Raw genomic sequence first — 15,072 nt, 5'->3', positions numbered from 1 at the left:
GATCAATTTACAACAAACCGTTAAAAAATAAAAAAATATTCAATTTTAAAATTTCAGTATAATTCATTAGCAATTCAATTTTTTAAATTATATTGTATTTAGAAATTCCTCCTATCATTTTACCATATTAATTATTACATTATGCATAGAGATAGTGAAAGAATAAGAGAGCTGTATGAATATAAAATTTTCGACACTCCTCCTGAAAAAGAGCTTGATGAACTTGCTGAAATTGCTTCATTAATTTTTGAAGTTCCTATTTCTTTAGTTACTGTTTTAGATGATAAGAGGCAATTTTTTAAATCTAAAATGGGAGTAGATTTTGCAGAAACTACAAGAGAAAATTCAATTTGTACACATGCGATAGATGATCCCAAAAATGTGTTTGTAGTTGAAGATCTAAAGAAAGACGAGCGATTTATAGATCACGTATTGGTAAGACAAAATCCCAATTTTAGATTTTATGCAGGAGCACCACTTGAAACTCCCAATGGAAATGTACTAGGAACTTTATGCGTAATCGATAAAAAACCCCGAAAAATAAATCAAAATCAGCTTAACGCTTTACAGCTCTTAGCAAAAAAGGCAATGGATTATTTAAATACAAGAAAATTGCTGCTAGAACAGAAAAGTGAAATAGATAAAAATCTAGATGAATTAAAAAAACTTACCGATAATATTCCTGGGGCCATTTTTCAATTTAAAATGAATAGTGAATATGAACTAGATTTTCAGTTTATTAGTAAAGGCATTTCAAAATTGTATCCCTCCTTAACACAAGAAATGATTAGAAAGAGTAGAAGAGATTTATATGAGCTTGTTCATAAAGGAGATTTAGCAGAATTTCAAGAAGTATTAAAAGATTCTTTTATTAATTTAAATGTGCTTGAACATGAATATCGTGTAAAGCTTAATGGGAACTATAGATGGCATCTTCTAAAAGCACAACCTGAGAGAGAAGAGAATGGAGAAGTAATTTGGTACGGTCACGTGCAAGACATTCATACTCATATTGAGTATGAAAATACATTACAACAAATTTCGTTCGACATTTCTCATGTGTTAAGAAGACCAGTTACAAGTCTTCTAGGACTGGCAAAATTAATTGAACGCGAAGAGAATTTAAATGAAGAAAATCTAAAACTATATGCCGAATTAATTCAAACGGTTTCTTCAGAACTAGATGATTTCACTAAACAACTTCACAAGAGTTATCATAAAAAGAATAAAGATTTTTTTGTAGATAAAAATTAAGATTTCAATAAAGTTTTAGAATGTAGATATTAAAATTGGCGTTTATTAAAAAGCTCATTTAATTTAAAATACGCCCATGAAATGTCTTAGATTGTTGGTAAACATCATAGCCTAAAATTTCCCAACTGAGGATTCCTTTTAGTGTATAGTCTTCTCGATTGACATCTAAATTTTTTATTTTCCAAGAATAGCCGGTGACAAAACCTGTTAAAGTTGAAGAAGCTGAAATTAACGAATCATTTTTGAAATTTAAATAAGCGCCAATTTTAAAATTCAAATTATTCTCTAAATTTACTTGTTGAATAGAGCTGCCGTACTTAGTATTATCTATCTCTTGAGAAATAAGCGGAGGATTGTTTTCTTTTTCCTGTACTGATGTAATTATCTGTAAAATTCCAACACTTAATATTAGTACACCAAAAGCTTTAAATTTTTTATGAAATACTTTTCTTCCTTTAGCAATAAATCCAAAAAATAAATATATAAAATAGCCAAAAAGCAAAAGATTAAATAGTGACCAAATTAAATAAATCATCATATAACAAGTTGAATTTTAAATATATAAAATTCAGGTAAAAAATAAAAAAAACCTTTTATTTCAGATGAATTAGTAAAGCTTCTTTAAATCAAAATTCTATGGATTGTGAGCTCATAAAGTAAAAACGATAAACAAATCGTTACAGTTTGTTCACATTTACCGATTCTTATTCAATTATGATTCAAAACCAATTTAAAAGATAAGAAATTTGGTATGTATCGTATTTTTCCGATGCTAACCATATACTACTTGATGAAAAATTTATATTAAAAATTGTAGAAAAAAAATTAGGCTTTTGTCTTCTAACTTTTTCAGCGAAGGTGTTTATTGTTTTATGAACTTAATTGTATTGCCGTTATCAAGCTTAAATAAATATAAACCATTCTCTAGTTTATTAATTATTAGCTTTTCATTGTTAGAGATATTGCCGCTCATTACTTTCTCTCCTATTACATTATAAATTGTGTAATTTTCTGTTTGATATAGTCCTTTAACTTGAATAAAGTTGCTGGAAGGGTTTGGGTATAAATTTATTGAATTTACTAATTGTGGTTTTTCTGTAGAAAGTGTGGTTAAATCTAATTTAACAATTTTATTTGTTCCCGAATTGCTAATATATAAATCGTTTTCCTTGATTTTTAATCCTTGAGGACCATCTACCCCAATTATAACATCCTTTGGAGTTGGTACAGGTGCAGTAATGTCAATCTTAGAAATTTTATCTGCACCAAATTCAGCAATATATAACTCATTTCCGCTAAACGCAATTCCACGTGGTGCAACTAAATCGGTCACTACATCTGTAGCTGTTGGTGTAGTTTCCGTAATGTCAATCTTAGAAATTTTACCGTCATAAACCTCACTAATATAGAGGTCATTTCCTATGAGTACTATTCCTGTAGGTCCACTTAAACCTTTTACTACATCTGTAACAGTTGGTGTATTTTCTGTAATATCAATTTTAGAAATTTTACCTGCAAGTGCTTGGGCAAAATAGAGATTATCTTCATTAAATAATATTCCGGTAGGACCATTCAAGCCTGTCAAAACATTTGTGGCTGTCGGCATAGTTTCCGTTAAATCAATTTTGGAAATCTTATTCCCATCGTATTCAGCATTATAAAGCTCATTACCATTTTGCGCTATTGATTCAGGTAAAAGTAAATTTTCAACAACAAGCGTAGGAGTGGGTGTAGATACGGTAATGTCAATTTTAGAAACTCTAAATAGCTCACAAAAATATAGTTCATTCTCAATAATTACCATTCCCCTGGGATTTGATAATCCGGTAGCAACATCTACCGTTTGTGCATTTCCATTAAAAAAATTCCAAAATAAAAGTATTATTAAGATGTAAAATTGCTTCATTTGTTTTAATATTTGTTAATAAGAGAATAAATCCAATTACCTCTATATACTTGATTATATTATTTTTTAAATATAAATATTATTAAAATAATAGTATTTATTTTCAAAGGAAACTAACCAAGTAGATAGAGCAGGGAGTAAAATTAATTTACTTTGATAAAGAGCACGGAAATATTTTGATATGAATTGTCTAACCACAAAAAGAAATGTTTTACAATTCAAATTAATTTCTAGTTGTAAATGGTCTTCTAAGAGATTAATCGGTTTACAGAATTATTTTTTGTTCTTTCTACTTTTTTCAAACTTCTCATTTAAACCGTCTTTTATTTTTTGTAGTATAATATCCATTTCTTCATATAAAACTTGAAGTTTACCTAAATTTGTTTCCAAGTTTTCTTCTAAACTTACATCTATCATTATTTCATTTTTAGATTTCCTATTTATAAATTATAAGTAATCTACTAAATCTATTAATAACCCTTAAATGTTAGTAAAAAAGTTAGATAAAAAGCATGATTTATTGATGATTTCTTATTTAAAACGAAGTGTTAATTGTTAAAAAGTAAGCAAATTTGATACTCAAAAGTAGCATATATAAAAACAAATAAACCGTTACGGTTCTGTAACGGTTTATCTTTTAAAATAGGGGATTGATCTGGTATTTATTTATTGAATGTTTTAGAGTTAGCTTCAATATAATCAATTAGTCCATTAAATAATGGGTTAAATGTATTATTATCATGAACTCCAACCCAAACCCTATCCATATAAATTTCAGTTACAAATAATTCTTCAGCATTTTTTGGGTTTACTAGTTTTAATTGCAAATAATTTGCATTTTCCTCATTATTGTCGAGATGAATGTATAGGAAAGGTTTGTATTTATTATAAGCGTTACTTAAACCTATTCTACCTGACAAAGAACCTACTTCTTCTTGCTTTTCGGCTCTAATTATTTCTAATTCAAAATCTTCAAAAGTAATAACTCTTTCAAAATAATTTAAATTTTTTGCCATTCCCAACATGTATTCACCATTAGGAACAATTAAGAGTGTTTTTTTAGAATCTAAATCAAAATGTTCACTTTTTACAGTTTCCGCTTTTTTCGTAGCTTTAAACTTCCCGTTTTCTTGTCTTTCAGTTACTTTTCCAATTGTTCCGCAAGATACTAGAACTAAACATAAAACTACTGTCAGTAAGCTTTTTTTCATAGGTTGTATTGTTTTAGAAAAAAATAAAATGGACGCAAATATATCGGTTTCTAATAAATTATTCCCTAATAATTAAAATTTTAACCGCTTTTGAATGGGTATTATTCAATTTAAAGAGAGCGCAAAAAAAACTGCTCTGTTTAAAGAGCAGTTTTTTGGGTTTTAATAAAAGTAAGTTCATTCATTTACTGTATGTAAATTTTACTACGGCACTGATCATTATTAGTCCATTTTGCGCTACCGGGTTTTCCATTAGAAGTTCCGCAAAGTAAAGGATTGAATTGAATATAATTAATAGAAGGGGATTGAAAACAAGAATTATTGTTTGGGTGAGAAAGTTTGTAAGTACGTCCATTTACCCAAGAAGTATCTTCGTCAAAAATTTATAACTTGACTCATTCCCTGATCCATTAGCCCAACTCATATATGAATTGTTCGGTGCCAAAAGAATAGTTTCCTGATACTATTATTAAAATTATAATCAGAATTATAATCAGTTGGTACAAACAGTATTTTAGGGTGTAAATTATTAGCTAAAGTATTTATTTTTTTAGCTAGCTGATGTAACAATAGAGAAAGGTATTTACATTTATTTAATTAATTCTTTATTATAGGTTTATTTCATTACTTACAATAAAATGTATTTAATCGGATAAATACTTCCTGATAACGATCAATTAAAGTCTATTTTATATGAAAATTAAAATCAAAACTTAAAATTTAATTAATTTTAACAGAAAAAATATTATTCATTTAAGTATATTTAGGAAAATAATTCAATTTGTGATTTTTTCTTTCTGCCCGAGTTCTTTTGATAAATTAAATGAATAGTTCTAATCACTTCTATTTTTTTATCGTTTATTTTTAAAAATCTTACTTTAATATATTGAGCATAAATTCTTAAGCCCGAATGAAGTATCTACCTACAATGCTTATATTTTTACTGTCTACAGTTTACTTGTATGCTCAAAAAATGGAGGAGCCATTTACCATTTCTCCCGATTCTACAAAACAGGAAATAACCGCTTATATAAAAAGCAATCAGAAAAAATCACTTGCAGAAATAGAGAAAGGTAACTTTCCTAACTCGATCCTTTACAATTATAGGAATTTGGAATTAGCCAGAAAGATTGGTGATTCTTTATTATTAGCGATTTCCAGAAGTCACATAGCCAACGATTACTTAAGATTAGAAAATATAGAAGAGGCCCATAATTATATAGATAAAAATATAAAGATGGCCGAAGCAATGAATGATACCTTAATGATGAATGCTGCAAAAATTGATCTTGCCAATATTTATATAAAAGAAAAAAGATATGAAGACTTTATAGAATTAAACAAAGAAGTAATCGCCTTAGCTAAACTAACCGAAGATGGCTATCGCTTAATAACAGCCAGCCTTAATGTTGCAGAAGCTTATTTGCGTGAATTAAAAGAGGCAGATTTTGCCAAAATATATATAGATTCAGCCAAAGTTTATAATAATCGTTACCCAGCTAATACTGAATGGTTTGCTGTAGATTTCTATAATATGGATGCAGAATATGCCTACCAAACTGGAGATTTTAAAGAAGCAAAGAAAAATTATAAACTTGTTATAGAAGAATTGAAGGGCAATGAAGGTTCTGAAGAATTGTTATATGCCTATTCTGGATACCTGCGGAGTCAGGCCGAATTGGGGGAGTATAAGGAAGCCTACGAAAGTTTTAAAGTACTTGATACCTTATTTGAAAATAAGCTGAAAAGTGTATTGGAAGAATCTAATAGAACTTTACAGGACCGCATCGAAATTGAAAATATTGAACAGGAGATTGAAAAAAAAGAACTGCAAAATAAAATTATTTCAGCAAAAGCAGAAAAGAACAGGATTTTACTAATTGCCTCCGTAGTCTTACTCATATTGTTACTGTCAGCATTGCTGTTTTTTGTTTTGGAAAGAAGAAAAAGAACCACTCTAATGATAAAACTCCAAAAGAAAAATGAGGAGTATCTTGAAGCCAAAGAAAAATCTGAAGAAATGGCAAGAGTGAAAACCAAATTTCTTTCCACCATTAGTCACGAACTTAGAACACCTTTATACGGGATTATTGGCTTATCCAATGATTTATTTTTAGCTCCGGAGCTATCTTCCCACAAAAAAGAACTGCAGTCCTTAAAATTCTCAGCCAATTACCTGCTCAATCTGATAAACGATGTACTTACGTTGAATAAAATCGAATCTGGAAGTTCCACAAAATTTGAGAATAAACCATTGAACTTAAAGGAACTTGTAGAGGATATAAATCTGTCATTGAAATTCATAAGGCAAAAAAACAATAACCAATTAAAGATTAAGATTGAAAAAAAAATACCTAAGATCTTATTAGGGGATAAGATAAAATTATCTCAAATATTAATTAATCTTACCGGGAATGCCTTAAAATTTACCAATAATGGCGAAATAAAAATAATCGTGAACCTTATTCAAATGTTTGAAAAAAAGGTAACGCTTAAATTTCAGGTGAAAGATAATGGTATTGGCATCTCTGAAGAGGAACAAAAAGAAATATTTAAAGAATTTGGCAACCTCACCAAAGAAAGCAAATTTGCAGGTACCGGGCTTGGATTAAACATCGTTACCAAGTTACTCAAAGAAATGAATTCTGAAATTCATGTAGTAAGTAAAATAGGTAAAGGATCTACTTTTTTCTTTGAACTGGATCTGGGGATTGATAGCCAATCGGAAGAACCTTTAACCAACATTTCTAAAAATGAAGTAGAGACCAAGTTTATAGGAAAAAAAATACTGATTATTGATGATAACGATATCAATCAGATGGTAACCAAAAATATATTCAAAGATATGGTATTGAAGTGAAAGGAGCAGATAATGCCGATGAAGGTATAGAAATGCTAAAAACCGAATCTTTTGATCTTGTATTTATGGATCTTAATATGCCTAAAATTAATGGTCTGGAAGCAACTTCGATGATTAGGGAGTTTAATAAAGAAATCAAGATTATCATTTTGTCTGCGACAGAGGTGCAAGAGCTAAGAGATAGAATAAAAGGCTACGAGATTAACGATTTGCTATCTAAACCCTATAGGAACAGAGACTTATATAGTTTATTGTTAAAATACCTAAAATAATAGCGAAGGGTATTTCCCTTATTTGATATTTCTTCCAATTCTGCTTACCGCATTAGGGGTAACCCTCAAAATACTGGTAAGTGTTTTACAGCATTTTTTGAATAAACTTCCTGTTTTCCATTAGTTTTAATTAAACCCTTTCGCAGTAAAAGTCTGATAATTTACGTTTTATTTAATTTGCTGAATACAAATATCTTCCCACATTTTACGTCCAAACTTCTACCAGATAGGAAAACGCGTGTACAGCGCTTCCATTTCAGCTCGCTCGATTACAACCGGGTTTTATCAATCGCTTCAATAGTAAAACGTGTAGGTTTACGAGGGAATAAATTACTAATCTCAGTAACAATTTCTCCTACAAAAAATGCTCAGTTCGTATGCGCATTCTCACTTTCTCCGAGAAAGAAACTTACTCCTTCGGAAATGATCAAATAATATTGATAGCCAATCATCTTTTCTTTTTCCGGATTTGCCTTTCTTTTTCCTAAATCGTAGTAGCGAAATTTTCTAAATATTCGTATTTGACCAGTTCAAAATCTTTATTAAAAGAGTTACTCAAGTGCTTTAAAATTCTTTGGAATCGTGTAATATTGGAAATATGTAGCCTTCCGCGAGTCTTTTCATCTAATGCTAGTTGAACGGTATATCGGAAGGTGGTAGTTTAATAGATAAATGAGCGCCATTAAAAACGGAATTTGAATGTATCGGTTTTGTTTATCCGAATAGGTTTTTGAGATTTCTTCATAACAATGAAGTTTTGGTTGAAATCTTTTTGAATTTGTGTGAAAATTATTAAAAAAAATTAGAAGTAATAAACCAAGAAGATTCAGACGCAATTGTCCCAGCTACCATCTGTGACAAAAAATCAAGAATGTTTTCTTATAAATCGGCTAAGTAGAAATCACATGCGAAATTCCTTGGCACGATTTGTTAGTAAAAAATGATACTCTTAATCATCCTAAAATTAACTAACAAATGCTTTCTAAATAAAATTTTCTTGGAAGTAGATTTTTCTGAAGTGTTCATTTTTTTTTAGCTCTTGAAATGAAGCTAAAAATAGTTTGAACCAATTTTGAACCAGCCTTTAGGCTAAAAACAGCGAAACCCTTAGTAAATACTAGGGTTTCGCTTATATGAGTAGCGAGACCGAGATTTGAACTCGGGACCTCCGGGTTATGAATCCGACGCTCTAACCAACTGAGCTACCTCGCCAATTGCGGGTGCAAATATAGAATTATTTTACATTTGCGCAAATAAGTTTAAAGAAATAAAATAAGATATTTTTCTTTCTATCTTAGTAAAGAATCTATATATTGCCTTTAACAAATAGTAGTATATATGAGTACCAAAATTAAATACGAAATGGAGTTTCCAATTCAAGCCTCTCCATCATTATTATATCAATATATTTCAACACCTTCAGGTTTAAGTGAGTGGTTTGCAGACAATGTAAATTCGCGTGGAGAATTATTCACCTTTATTTGGGAAGGAAGCGAAGAGCAAGCCAAATTAGTAAGCAAAAAAAGTGGTGAACGCATAAAATTACGCTGGGTTGATGACGAAGACGAGCCCTATTTTTTTGAAATTCGTATTCAAGTAGACGAAATTACCAAAGATGTTTCTTTAATGATAACCGATTTTGCAGACGATGAAGATGATGTTCGCGAAGGAAAAATGCTTTGGGAAAATATGGTTTCAGATTTAAAACATGTCTTAGGTTCCGCTTAAGAAACCACATAGAATAAGTATATTTGCCCCGATTTTATAACCATATAATCGGGGTTTTTTATGATTAATTTTAACGGAACAATTTTAGCTGAAAAAGAAACTTTTCTTACACCAAACAATCGCGCCTATAATTATAGCGACGGACTTTTTGAAACCATTCGCGTAATTAACGGTAAAATAATGTTTTGGGAAGATCATTACTTCCGATTAATGGCTTCTATGCGAATTCTTCGGATGGAAATTCCTATGAGTTTTAGTCCGGAGTTTTTAGAAAACGAAATTCTTCAGCTAATTGAAGAAAATAAGTTAGCAGATCAATCGGTTCGCGTTAAAATAAATATTCATCGAAAAGAAGGCGGACTTTATTTGCCAACTTCAAGAGAAATCGAATATATTATTAGAACCTCTACATTAGAAAATCCTTTTTACACTTTATCTGAAGAAGAAAATACGGTAGAACTTTTTAAAGATCATTACATCACTAGCGGATTGTTATCTACTCTAAAATCTACTAATAAAATCGTAAATATTCTCGGAAGTATTTATGCTGAAGAAAACGATTATCAAAATTGTTTGTTGCTGAATGAAAAAAAATCTGTAGTTGAAGCCCTAAACGGAAACTTATTTCTAGTAAAAGATAAAGTTATAAAAACACCACCGTTAACCGAAGGCTGTTTAAATGGAATCATTAGAAAAAAATTACTTCAGATCATCGAAAAAACCGAAGGGTATACGATTGAAGAAACTCCAATCTCTCCCTTTGAATTACAAAAAGCAGATGAGTTATTTATCACCAATACTATTGTTGGAATAAAACCAATTACAAAATACAGGAAGAAAAGTTACACTACGCATACGGCAAAAAATCTACTTGCTAAATTAAACACTAAAGCAAGATTAGATTAATTATAACTTGGGTTTTCAGGCGCGTTAGACCATAATAAATATTCACCGCCTAATTCTTCCATTTTATCTTTCCAAAAGGTACTGTAATTGCGTTCAATAATTTCTTTTTGGTCTATATTTTCACTCACAATCCAGGAATTTGCATTAAGTTCCTCTTCTAATTGTTGCGCATCCCAACCCGAATAACCTAAGAAAAATCTTATTTGTTTTTCGGTAATTTCGTTTCGTTCAATTAAAGCTTTTACGGCTTCAAAGTTTCCGCCCCAATAAATTCCATTCGCAATTTCAATACTATCGGGAATAAGATTCGGTATTTTATGAATAAAATATAAGTTATCTTGTTCTACAGGCCCGCCATTATATAACGTAAAATTTTTTTTAAGTTCCGGCACAATATCGAGTAGTGTAAAATCTAAGACTTTATTCATGATAAAACCAATAGTTCCTTCCGCCGTATGATCGGCAAGCAATACAACCGAGCGGTTAAAAGAAAGATCACCAACAATAGAAGGTTCGGCGATCAATAAATATCCTTTTTGTGGCTTAAGTGAAATCAAATTATTTCATGTTTTATATTAAATCTAAAATATTTTTTAAATAAATGCAATTAATTTCCTAAAAAACCTATAAAAAAACGCCTTTCTGCTATAGAAAGGCGTTTATCTGTCTAATAAGCTAAAAATTATTCAGCGATAATTCTTAGTTTACAGCTTTCTGTAAGTCAGATCCTGCTTTAAACTTTACAACGTTTTTCGCAGCAATCTTAATAGTTTTTCCGGTTTGTGGGTTTCTTCCTTCACGGGCAGCTCTTTTAGAAACTGACCAAGAACCAAATCCTACTAAAGAAACGCGGTCTCCTTTTTTAAGAGAACCTTCAATGTTTTCTAAGAAAGATTCTAATGCTTTTTTTGCTGCTGCTTTAGAGATTCCGGCATCTTCTGCCATTGCATCGATTAAATTCGTTTTGTTCATAATTTTTGATTTAAACTAATTGTTGGTTAAACATTTATTGAATTGCTCTACAAATTTATACGGATTTCTTTATCGTGCAAGGCTTGGCGCGGTAAATACACTCAATTGTTAATAACTTTGCTTTATTGTTAATAAAGATTACTTGTATTTTTTATTTTTAATCTATTTCAGCATTTATAAGGGTTTAGCTCATTTTTGCATTTTCTTGAAGTTGAAATCCGTTTAAAAGTGATTTTACATCCATTTTTCGTTTTCCCGGAAGTTGTATTTCTTCTAAAATAATAAAGCCGTTTTGTACTGCTACTTTTAGTGTTTTATCTTCTTCTGTTAATTCGCCATTTGCCAAGGAATGCTTTTCTTCAGAAAAATGTGCTTTATGAATTTTACAGTTTAACGAATCATTTCCGTTTTCTAAGATTGTCCACGCCACAGGATATGGACTCAAACCTCTTATATGATTATAAATTTCTTCTCCGCTTTTTTGCCAATCTATTCTTGTATTTTCTTTGTTGAGTTTATAAGCGGTTTTTAATTCTTTATGATCTTCTTGCGGAATAGTAGTTATAGAATCTTCAGCAATTTGTTTAAGGGTTTTACAAACTAATTTTCCGCCAAGGTTCATTAATTTATCATGTAAAGTTCCGGCATTATCTTCTTTTTCAATAGGAATTTGTTCTTGAAAAATCATTTCTCCGGTATCAATTTTTTCATCGATAAAGAACGTGGAAACTCCGGTAATTTTTTCACCATTTATTATTGCCCAATTTATGGGTGCTGCGCCTCGATATTGTGGTAAGAGAGAAGCGTGAAGGTTGAATGTTCCATATTTTGGGAAATTCCAAACTTTTTTTGGTAGCATTCTAAAAGCGACTACCACTTGTATATTCGGGTTTAGTCGGTTTAAATCTTCTTGAAATTCTTCAGCTTTTAAATTTGTAGGTTGTAGAACTTCTATATTTTTTTCAAGGGCATATTTTTTTACAGCAGACTGGTGAACTTTTCTTCCTCTTCCTGCCGGTTTATCTGGCGCAGTAACTACGCCAACTACGTTGAATTTTTCTTTTAAAATTTCAGCTAAAATGTGAACGGCAAATTCTGGCGTTCCCATAAAAAGTATGCGTAAATCTCTCATTAACGTAAGGTGTAAGTTTTGTTTTTGGTTAATTCTATTTTTTTATTTTCCAGCATTACGCGCAAAACATATAAAATTATTTCTTCTGAATAAGCTAAAGTGGCGACTAATTTCTTAGAACTTTGCGTTTCTTTTTCCAATTCTTTTTTAATGGAAATATAAATGTTGTTTAATTCTTTTTTAGAATAGGAGGTAGGTTGTTTGTTTTTTAAGCAAACCGAACATTTTCCACAAGGTTCGTGAATTTCTTCTCCAAAATAAGAAAGTAGCTGAATGTTTTTGCAAATTTCATTATTCTCCAGATAATTCAGTACTGCTTTAATCTTGTCTTCTTTATTTTTAAACTGTTGTTTTATATATGGAATTAACGGATTAATGGTGATATCATCTTCCCGAGGAACTAAAAACGTAAGCGTTGTATCTTGATCTTTTATCGTTAGTTCAATAACTTGTTTTTCATGAAGTTCTTTTAATACCGAAGTAATTTTATCGACCGATAAATTTGTTTTTTGACTTAAGGATTGTGAGTTTACCGAAATTTCATGATCAAAAAATCCGCCATACATGCGTAAAAGTGTTTTTACTAACGGATCGTAAAACGAATTCTCATTCAGAAAATAGCGTAAATGTTTATCTGAAATTAAAAACCGAAGCGAAAGTTGTTTGTGAAATTCTGGCGTTAAATTTAAAATTCCAGCGCGATCTAACAATTGCAAAACTTGATAGGTTTTCGTGGTAGAAAGTTGATAAGTAGCACAAAATTCAGCAAAATTGAAATTAAAACTACTTTCTTGTCCTTCACCATAAGCGATCGCAAAATAACTATTCAATTTTTTATAGACATATTTTACGTTTTCGGGTGTTGGTAAAATATGCAAAAATTGATTTTCCAGTTTAGCAATATCGGCATCATTATAAACTAAAAGCGCTTTCGATTCTTTTCCATCTCTTCCGGCTCTTCCGGCTTCCTGGAAATAACTTTCTAAACTTTCAGGAATTTGATAATGAACAATTGTACGCACATCGGGTTTGTCGATTCCCATTCCGAAAGCGGTGGTAGCGACCATAATCGAAAATTTCCCGGCGAGCCAACTTTCTAAATGTTTCTTTTTTTCTTCAGCAGTTAATCCGCCGTGATACGCTTCCGCAGAAATATTTTCTTGTTTTAAAATCTCTTTTAGCTCTAATGTGGCTCTTCGGCTTCTCACGTACAAAATTCCTGATCCTTCATTTTGTTTTAAAAAGTCGATGAGTGCAAATTCTTTATCTTCCTTTTTATAATTAAGAAAATGAATATTATTCCGCTGAAAGCTATATTTTATGATTTCCGGATTTTCAAGCGCTAATTTTTCTTGAATATCTGCTATAACTTTTTTGGTCGCGGTTGCGGTTAAAGCTATAATTTGCGCTGAAGTGGCTAAGTTTTTTAAAATTTTTATATGATGATAAGAAGGTCTAAAATCGTGACCCCATTCAGAAATGCAATGCGCTTCATCTACGGCGATATAATTTACATTCATTTGTAAAATTCGCTGTTGTACAATTTCCTGCTGAAGTCGTTCTGGCGAGAGGTACAAGAATTTATAATTTCCGTAAATGCAATTATCCAGTAACTGATCGAGTTCTTGTGTTTTTATTTTTCCGCCAAGCATTACCGCTTTAATTCCGCGTTTGTTTAAGGCTTCAACTTGATCTTGCATTAATGCGATTAGGGGAGAAATTACAATGCAAATTCCGGGTTGTAAAAGTGTGGGTAGCTGAAAACAGATCGATTTTCCGCCGCCGGTTGGCAATAGTGCAATAACATCTTTTTTATCTAGTAAACTTTCGATTACTTGCTCTTGCGCGGGTTTAAATTCTTGAAATCCCCAATACTGTTGTAATATTTCTTTGGGGTTTTTCATTAAAGCGATAGTTTTTTTAAGATGAAATCAGTTCTGTTTTCAATAGTATTTTTAGGAACTTCAATAGGTTTATAGCCTAAATTGGTATAGGTTTTTAAAAGGAATTTCTGAATTGTTTTTGCTTCTTCAAAATCTTCATATCGTTCGTTATCAGATTTGTAAATTTCTTCCCATAAGGGGAAAATAAAAACCTCGTCATATTTATAATTTTGTGAGTCTTCCAGAAAATAAGCAGGATAATCGTCTTTTTTATAATCTAAATAAGCAATTACATCGGGAATTCCGCGATCGATAAAAACAATATTTTCTTCAGATTCATTCGCTTCTTTAAATTGCTGAATGCGACCTTCTAATAATTTTTTACTGAATAATAACGGATCTTTTAAAAATAATTGTTCAATTCCTTCTCGTTGCGCTTGTAAAATCACTTCACGGGCAATTTCATGAAAACATGTAAATTGTCGTTTTTCCAATTCGTGTAAAACCGAACTTTTCCCCGTTCCGGGACCTCCTATAATTAATACTTTCTTTGTTTTCACAGCTATTTTATGACGCTAAGGTAAGGCAATTTAAAAAAATGATTGAATAACAGTATATTTGCCTTAAAAAGATTGCAAATATATGAGTGCAAAAAAGAACCCTGAAGAATTTTATAAGAAATTAAAAGAACAATTAGCAGATACTTCAACTTGGCCAAGCGAATATTTATATAAATTTATTATTCCATCGGAAAATAAAAAAATAGCCAAACTTGAACAACTTTTCGATAATATGGGCGCAGTAATTGAAACAAAAACTTCTTCTAAAGGAAAATACACCAGTGTTTCTGTAAATGTAAAAATGAATAGCCCGGAAGCTGTTGTTGAAAAATATATTGAAGTCGGAAAGAAAATTGAAGGCGTTATGTCGTTATAACTTTAAATAGTT

Annotated in this window: 15 protein-coding genes and 1 tRNA gene; 6 read left to right on the top strand and 10 right to left on the bottom strand. The window is 30.7% G+C overall.

The window, feature by feature from the left end:
- Nucleotides 1–141 precede the first annotated feature (141 nt).
- Nucleotides 142–1,254 (top strand): GAF domain-containing protein, encoded by a 1,113-nt coding sequence (locus tag ACFFGL_RS05055; protein WP_309728085.1) that lies wholly within the window; start codon nucleotides 142–144, stop codon nucleotides 1,252–1,254.
- A gap of 58 nt (nucleotides 1,255–1,312) precedes the next feature.
- Here the strand turns inward: ACFFGL_RS05055 and ACFFGL_RS05050 are convergent, their stop codons facing one another.
- The 4 genes from ACFFGL_RS05050 to ACFFGL_RS05035 all read right to left on the bottom strand — a co-directional run bounded on the left by ACFFGL_RS05050 (nucleotide 1,313) and on the right by ACFFGL_RS05035 (nucleotide 4,371).
- Nucleotides 1,313–1,792, bottom strand: coding sequence for a hypothetical protein (locus tag ACFFGL_RS05050; RefSeq protein ID WP_309728083.1), 480 nt, complete (start codon nucleotides 1,790–1,792; stop codon nucleotides 1,313–1,315).
- A gap of 324 nt (nucleotides 1,793–2,116) precedes the next feature.
- Nucleotides 2,117–3,160, bottom strand: a complete 1,044-nt coding sequence (locus ACFFGL_RS05045; protein WP_309728081.1) for a T9SS type A sorting domain-containing protein — start codon at nucleotides 3,158–3,160, stop codon at nucleotides 2,117–2,119.
- Nucleotides 3,161–3,433: 273 nt separating this feature from the next.
- Entirely contained in the window at nucleotides 3,434–3,577 is a 144-nt protein-coding gene (locus tag ACFFGL_RS05040) for a hypothetical protein (protein WP_309728080.1), read from the bottom strand.
- A 245-nt stretch (nucleotides 3,578–3,822) separates the two neighbouring features.
- Nucleotides 3,823–4,371 carry a hypothetical protein gene (locus ACFFGL_RS05035; RefSeq protein ID WP_309728078.1) on the bottom strand — a complete coding sequence of 183 codons (549 nt, stop codon included), beginning with the start codon at nucleotides 4,369–4,371 and terminating at the stop codon, nucleotides 3,823–3,825.
- 910 nt (nucleotides 4,372–5,281) lie between these two features.
- On the opposite strand from ACFFGL_RS05035, the gene ACFFGL_RS05030 reads away from it, so the two are divergent.
- Nucleotides 5,282–7,231 carry a tetratricopeptide repeat-containing hybrid sensor histidine kinase/response regulator gene (locus tag ACFFGL_RS05030; protein WP_309728076.1) on the top strand — a complete coding sequence of 650 codons (1,950 nt, stop codon included), beginning with the start codon at nucleotides 5,282–5,284 and terminating at the stop codon, nucleotides 7,229–7,231.
- The gene (locus tag ACFFGL_RS05025) at nucleotides 7,228–7,503 is read left to right on the top strand and encodes a response regulator (RefSeq protein ID WP_309728074.1); all 276 of its coding nucleotides are present in this window, start codon (nucleotides 7,228–7,230) and stop codon (nucleotides 7,501–7,503) included. Before ACFFGL_RS05030 ends, ACFFGL_RS05025 begins: the two co-directional genes overlap by 4 nt.
- A gap of 1,138 nt (nucleotides 7,504–8,641) precedes the next feature.
- On the opposite strand, the gene ACFFGL_RS05020 is transcribed toward ACFFGL_RS05025, so the two are convergent.
- A tRNA-Met gene (locus tag ACFFGL_RS05020) sits at nucleotides 8,642–8,715 on the bottom strand.
- 126 nt (nucleotides 8,716–8,841) lie between these two features.
- On the opposite strand from ACFFGL_RS05020, the gene ACFFGL_RS05015 reads away from it, so the two are divergent.
- Both ACFFGL_RS05015 and ACFFGL_RS05010 read left to right on the top strand, forming a co-directional pair.
- The gene (locus ACFFGL_RS05015) at nucleotides 8,842–9,231 is read left to right on the top strand and encodes an START-like domain-containing protein (RefSeq protein ID WP_309728072.1); all 390 of its coding nucleotides are present in this window, start codon (nucleotides 8,842–8,844) and stop codon (nucleotides 9,229–9,231) included.
- 60 nt (nucleotides 9,232–9,291) lie between these two features.
- Entirely contained in the window at nucleotides 9,292–10,137 is an 846-nt protein-coding gene (locus tag ACFFGL_RS05010; protein WP_309728070.1) for an aminotransferase class IV, read from the top strand.
- On the opposite strand, the gene ACFFGL_RS05005 is transcribed toward ACFFGL_RS05010, so the two are convergent.
- The 5 genes from ACFFGL_RS05005 to ACFFGL_RS04985 form a co-directional block, all read right to left on the bottom strand.
- Nucleotides 10,134–10,694, bottom strand: a complete 561-nt coding sequence (locus ACFFGL_RS05005) for a YqgE/AlgH family protein (RefSeq protein WP_309728068.1) — start codon at nucleotides 10,692–10,694, stop codon at nucleotides 10,134–10,136. The genes ACFFGL_RS05010 and ACFFGL_RS05005 overlap by 4 nt on opposite strands.
- Before the next feature lie 142 nt (nucleotides 10,695–10,836).
- Nucleotides 10,837–11,109, bottom strand: a complete 273-nt coding sequence (locus tag ACFFGL_RS05000) for an HU family DNA-binding protein (RefSeq protein ID WP_027884093.1) — start codon at nucleotides 11,107–11,109, stop codon at nucleotides 10,837–10,839.
- Between the two features lie 184 nt (nucleotides 11,110–11,293).
- Nucleotides 11,294–12,241, bottom strand: a complete 948-nt coding sequence (gene fmt, locus ACFFGL_RS04995; RefSeq protein ID WP_309728062.1) for a methionyl-tRNA formyltransferase — start codon at nucleotides 12,239–12,241, stop codon at nucleotides 11,294–11,296.
- Complete coding sequence (locus ACFFGL_RS04990; RefSeq protein WP_309728060.1) at nucleotides 12,241–14,145, bottom strand: RecQ family ATP-dependent DNA helicase; 1,905 nt, start codon at nucleotides 14,143–14,145, stop codon at nucleotides 12,241–12,243. The genes fmt and ACFFGL_RS04990 overlap by 1 nt, the downstream gene beginning before the upstream one ends.
- Nucleotides 14,145–14,684: an ATP-binding protein gene (locus tag ACFFGL_RS04985; RefSeq protein ID WP_309728058.1), complete on the bottom strand. Its 540-nt coding sequence runs from the start codon at nucleotides 14,682–14,684 to the stop codon at nucleotides 14,145–14,147. The genes ACFFGL_RS04990 and ACFFGL_RS04985 overlap by 1 nt, the downstream gene beginning before the upstream one ends.
- 82 nt (nucleotides 14,685–14,766) lie before the next feature.
- On the opposite strand from ACFFGL_RS04985, the gene ACFFGL_RS04980 reads away from it, so the two are divergent.
- On the top strand, nucleotides 14,767–15,060 hold the full coding sequence (locus ACFFGL_RS04980) for a DUF493 family protein (protein WP_309728056.1): 294 nt from the start codon (nucleotides 14,767–14,769) through the stop codon (nucleotides 15,058–15,060).
- Nucleotides 15,061–15,072: the final 12 nt, after the last annotated feature.

This window comes from Mesonia maritima (assembly GCF_042433895.1).
Lineage (GTDB): Bacteria > Bacteroidota > Bacteroidia > Flavobacteriales > Flavobacteriaceae > Mesonia > Mesonia maritima.
The sequence above is the reverse complement of the archived record's forward strand: the minus strand, read 5'-3'. Positions and strand labels throughout refer to the sequence as shown.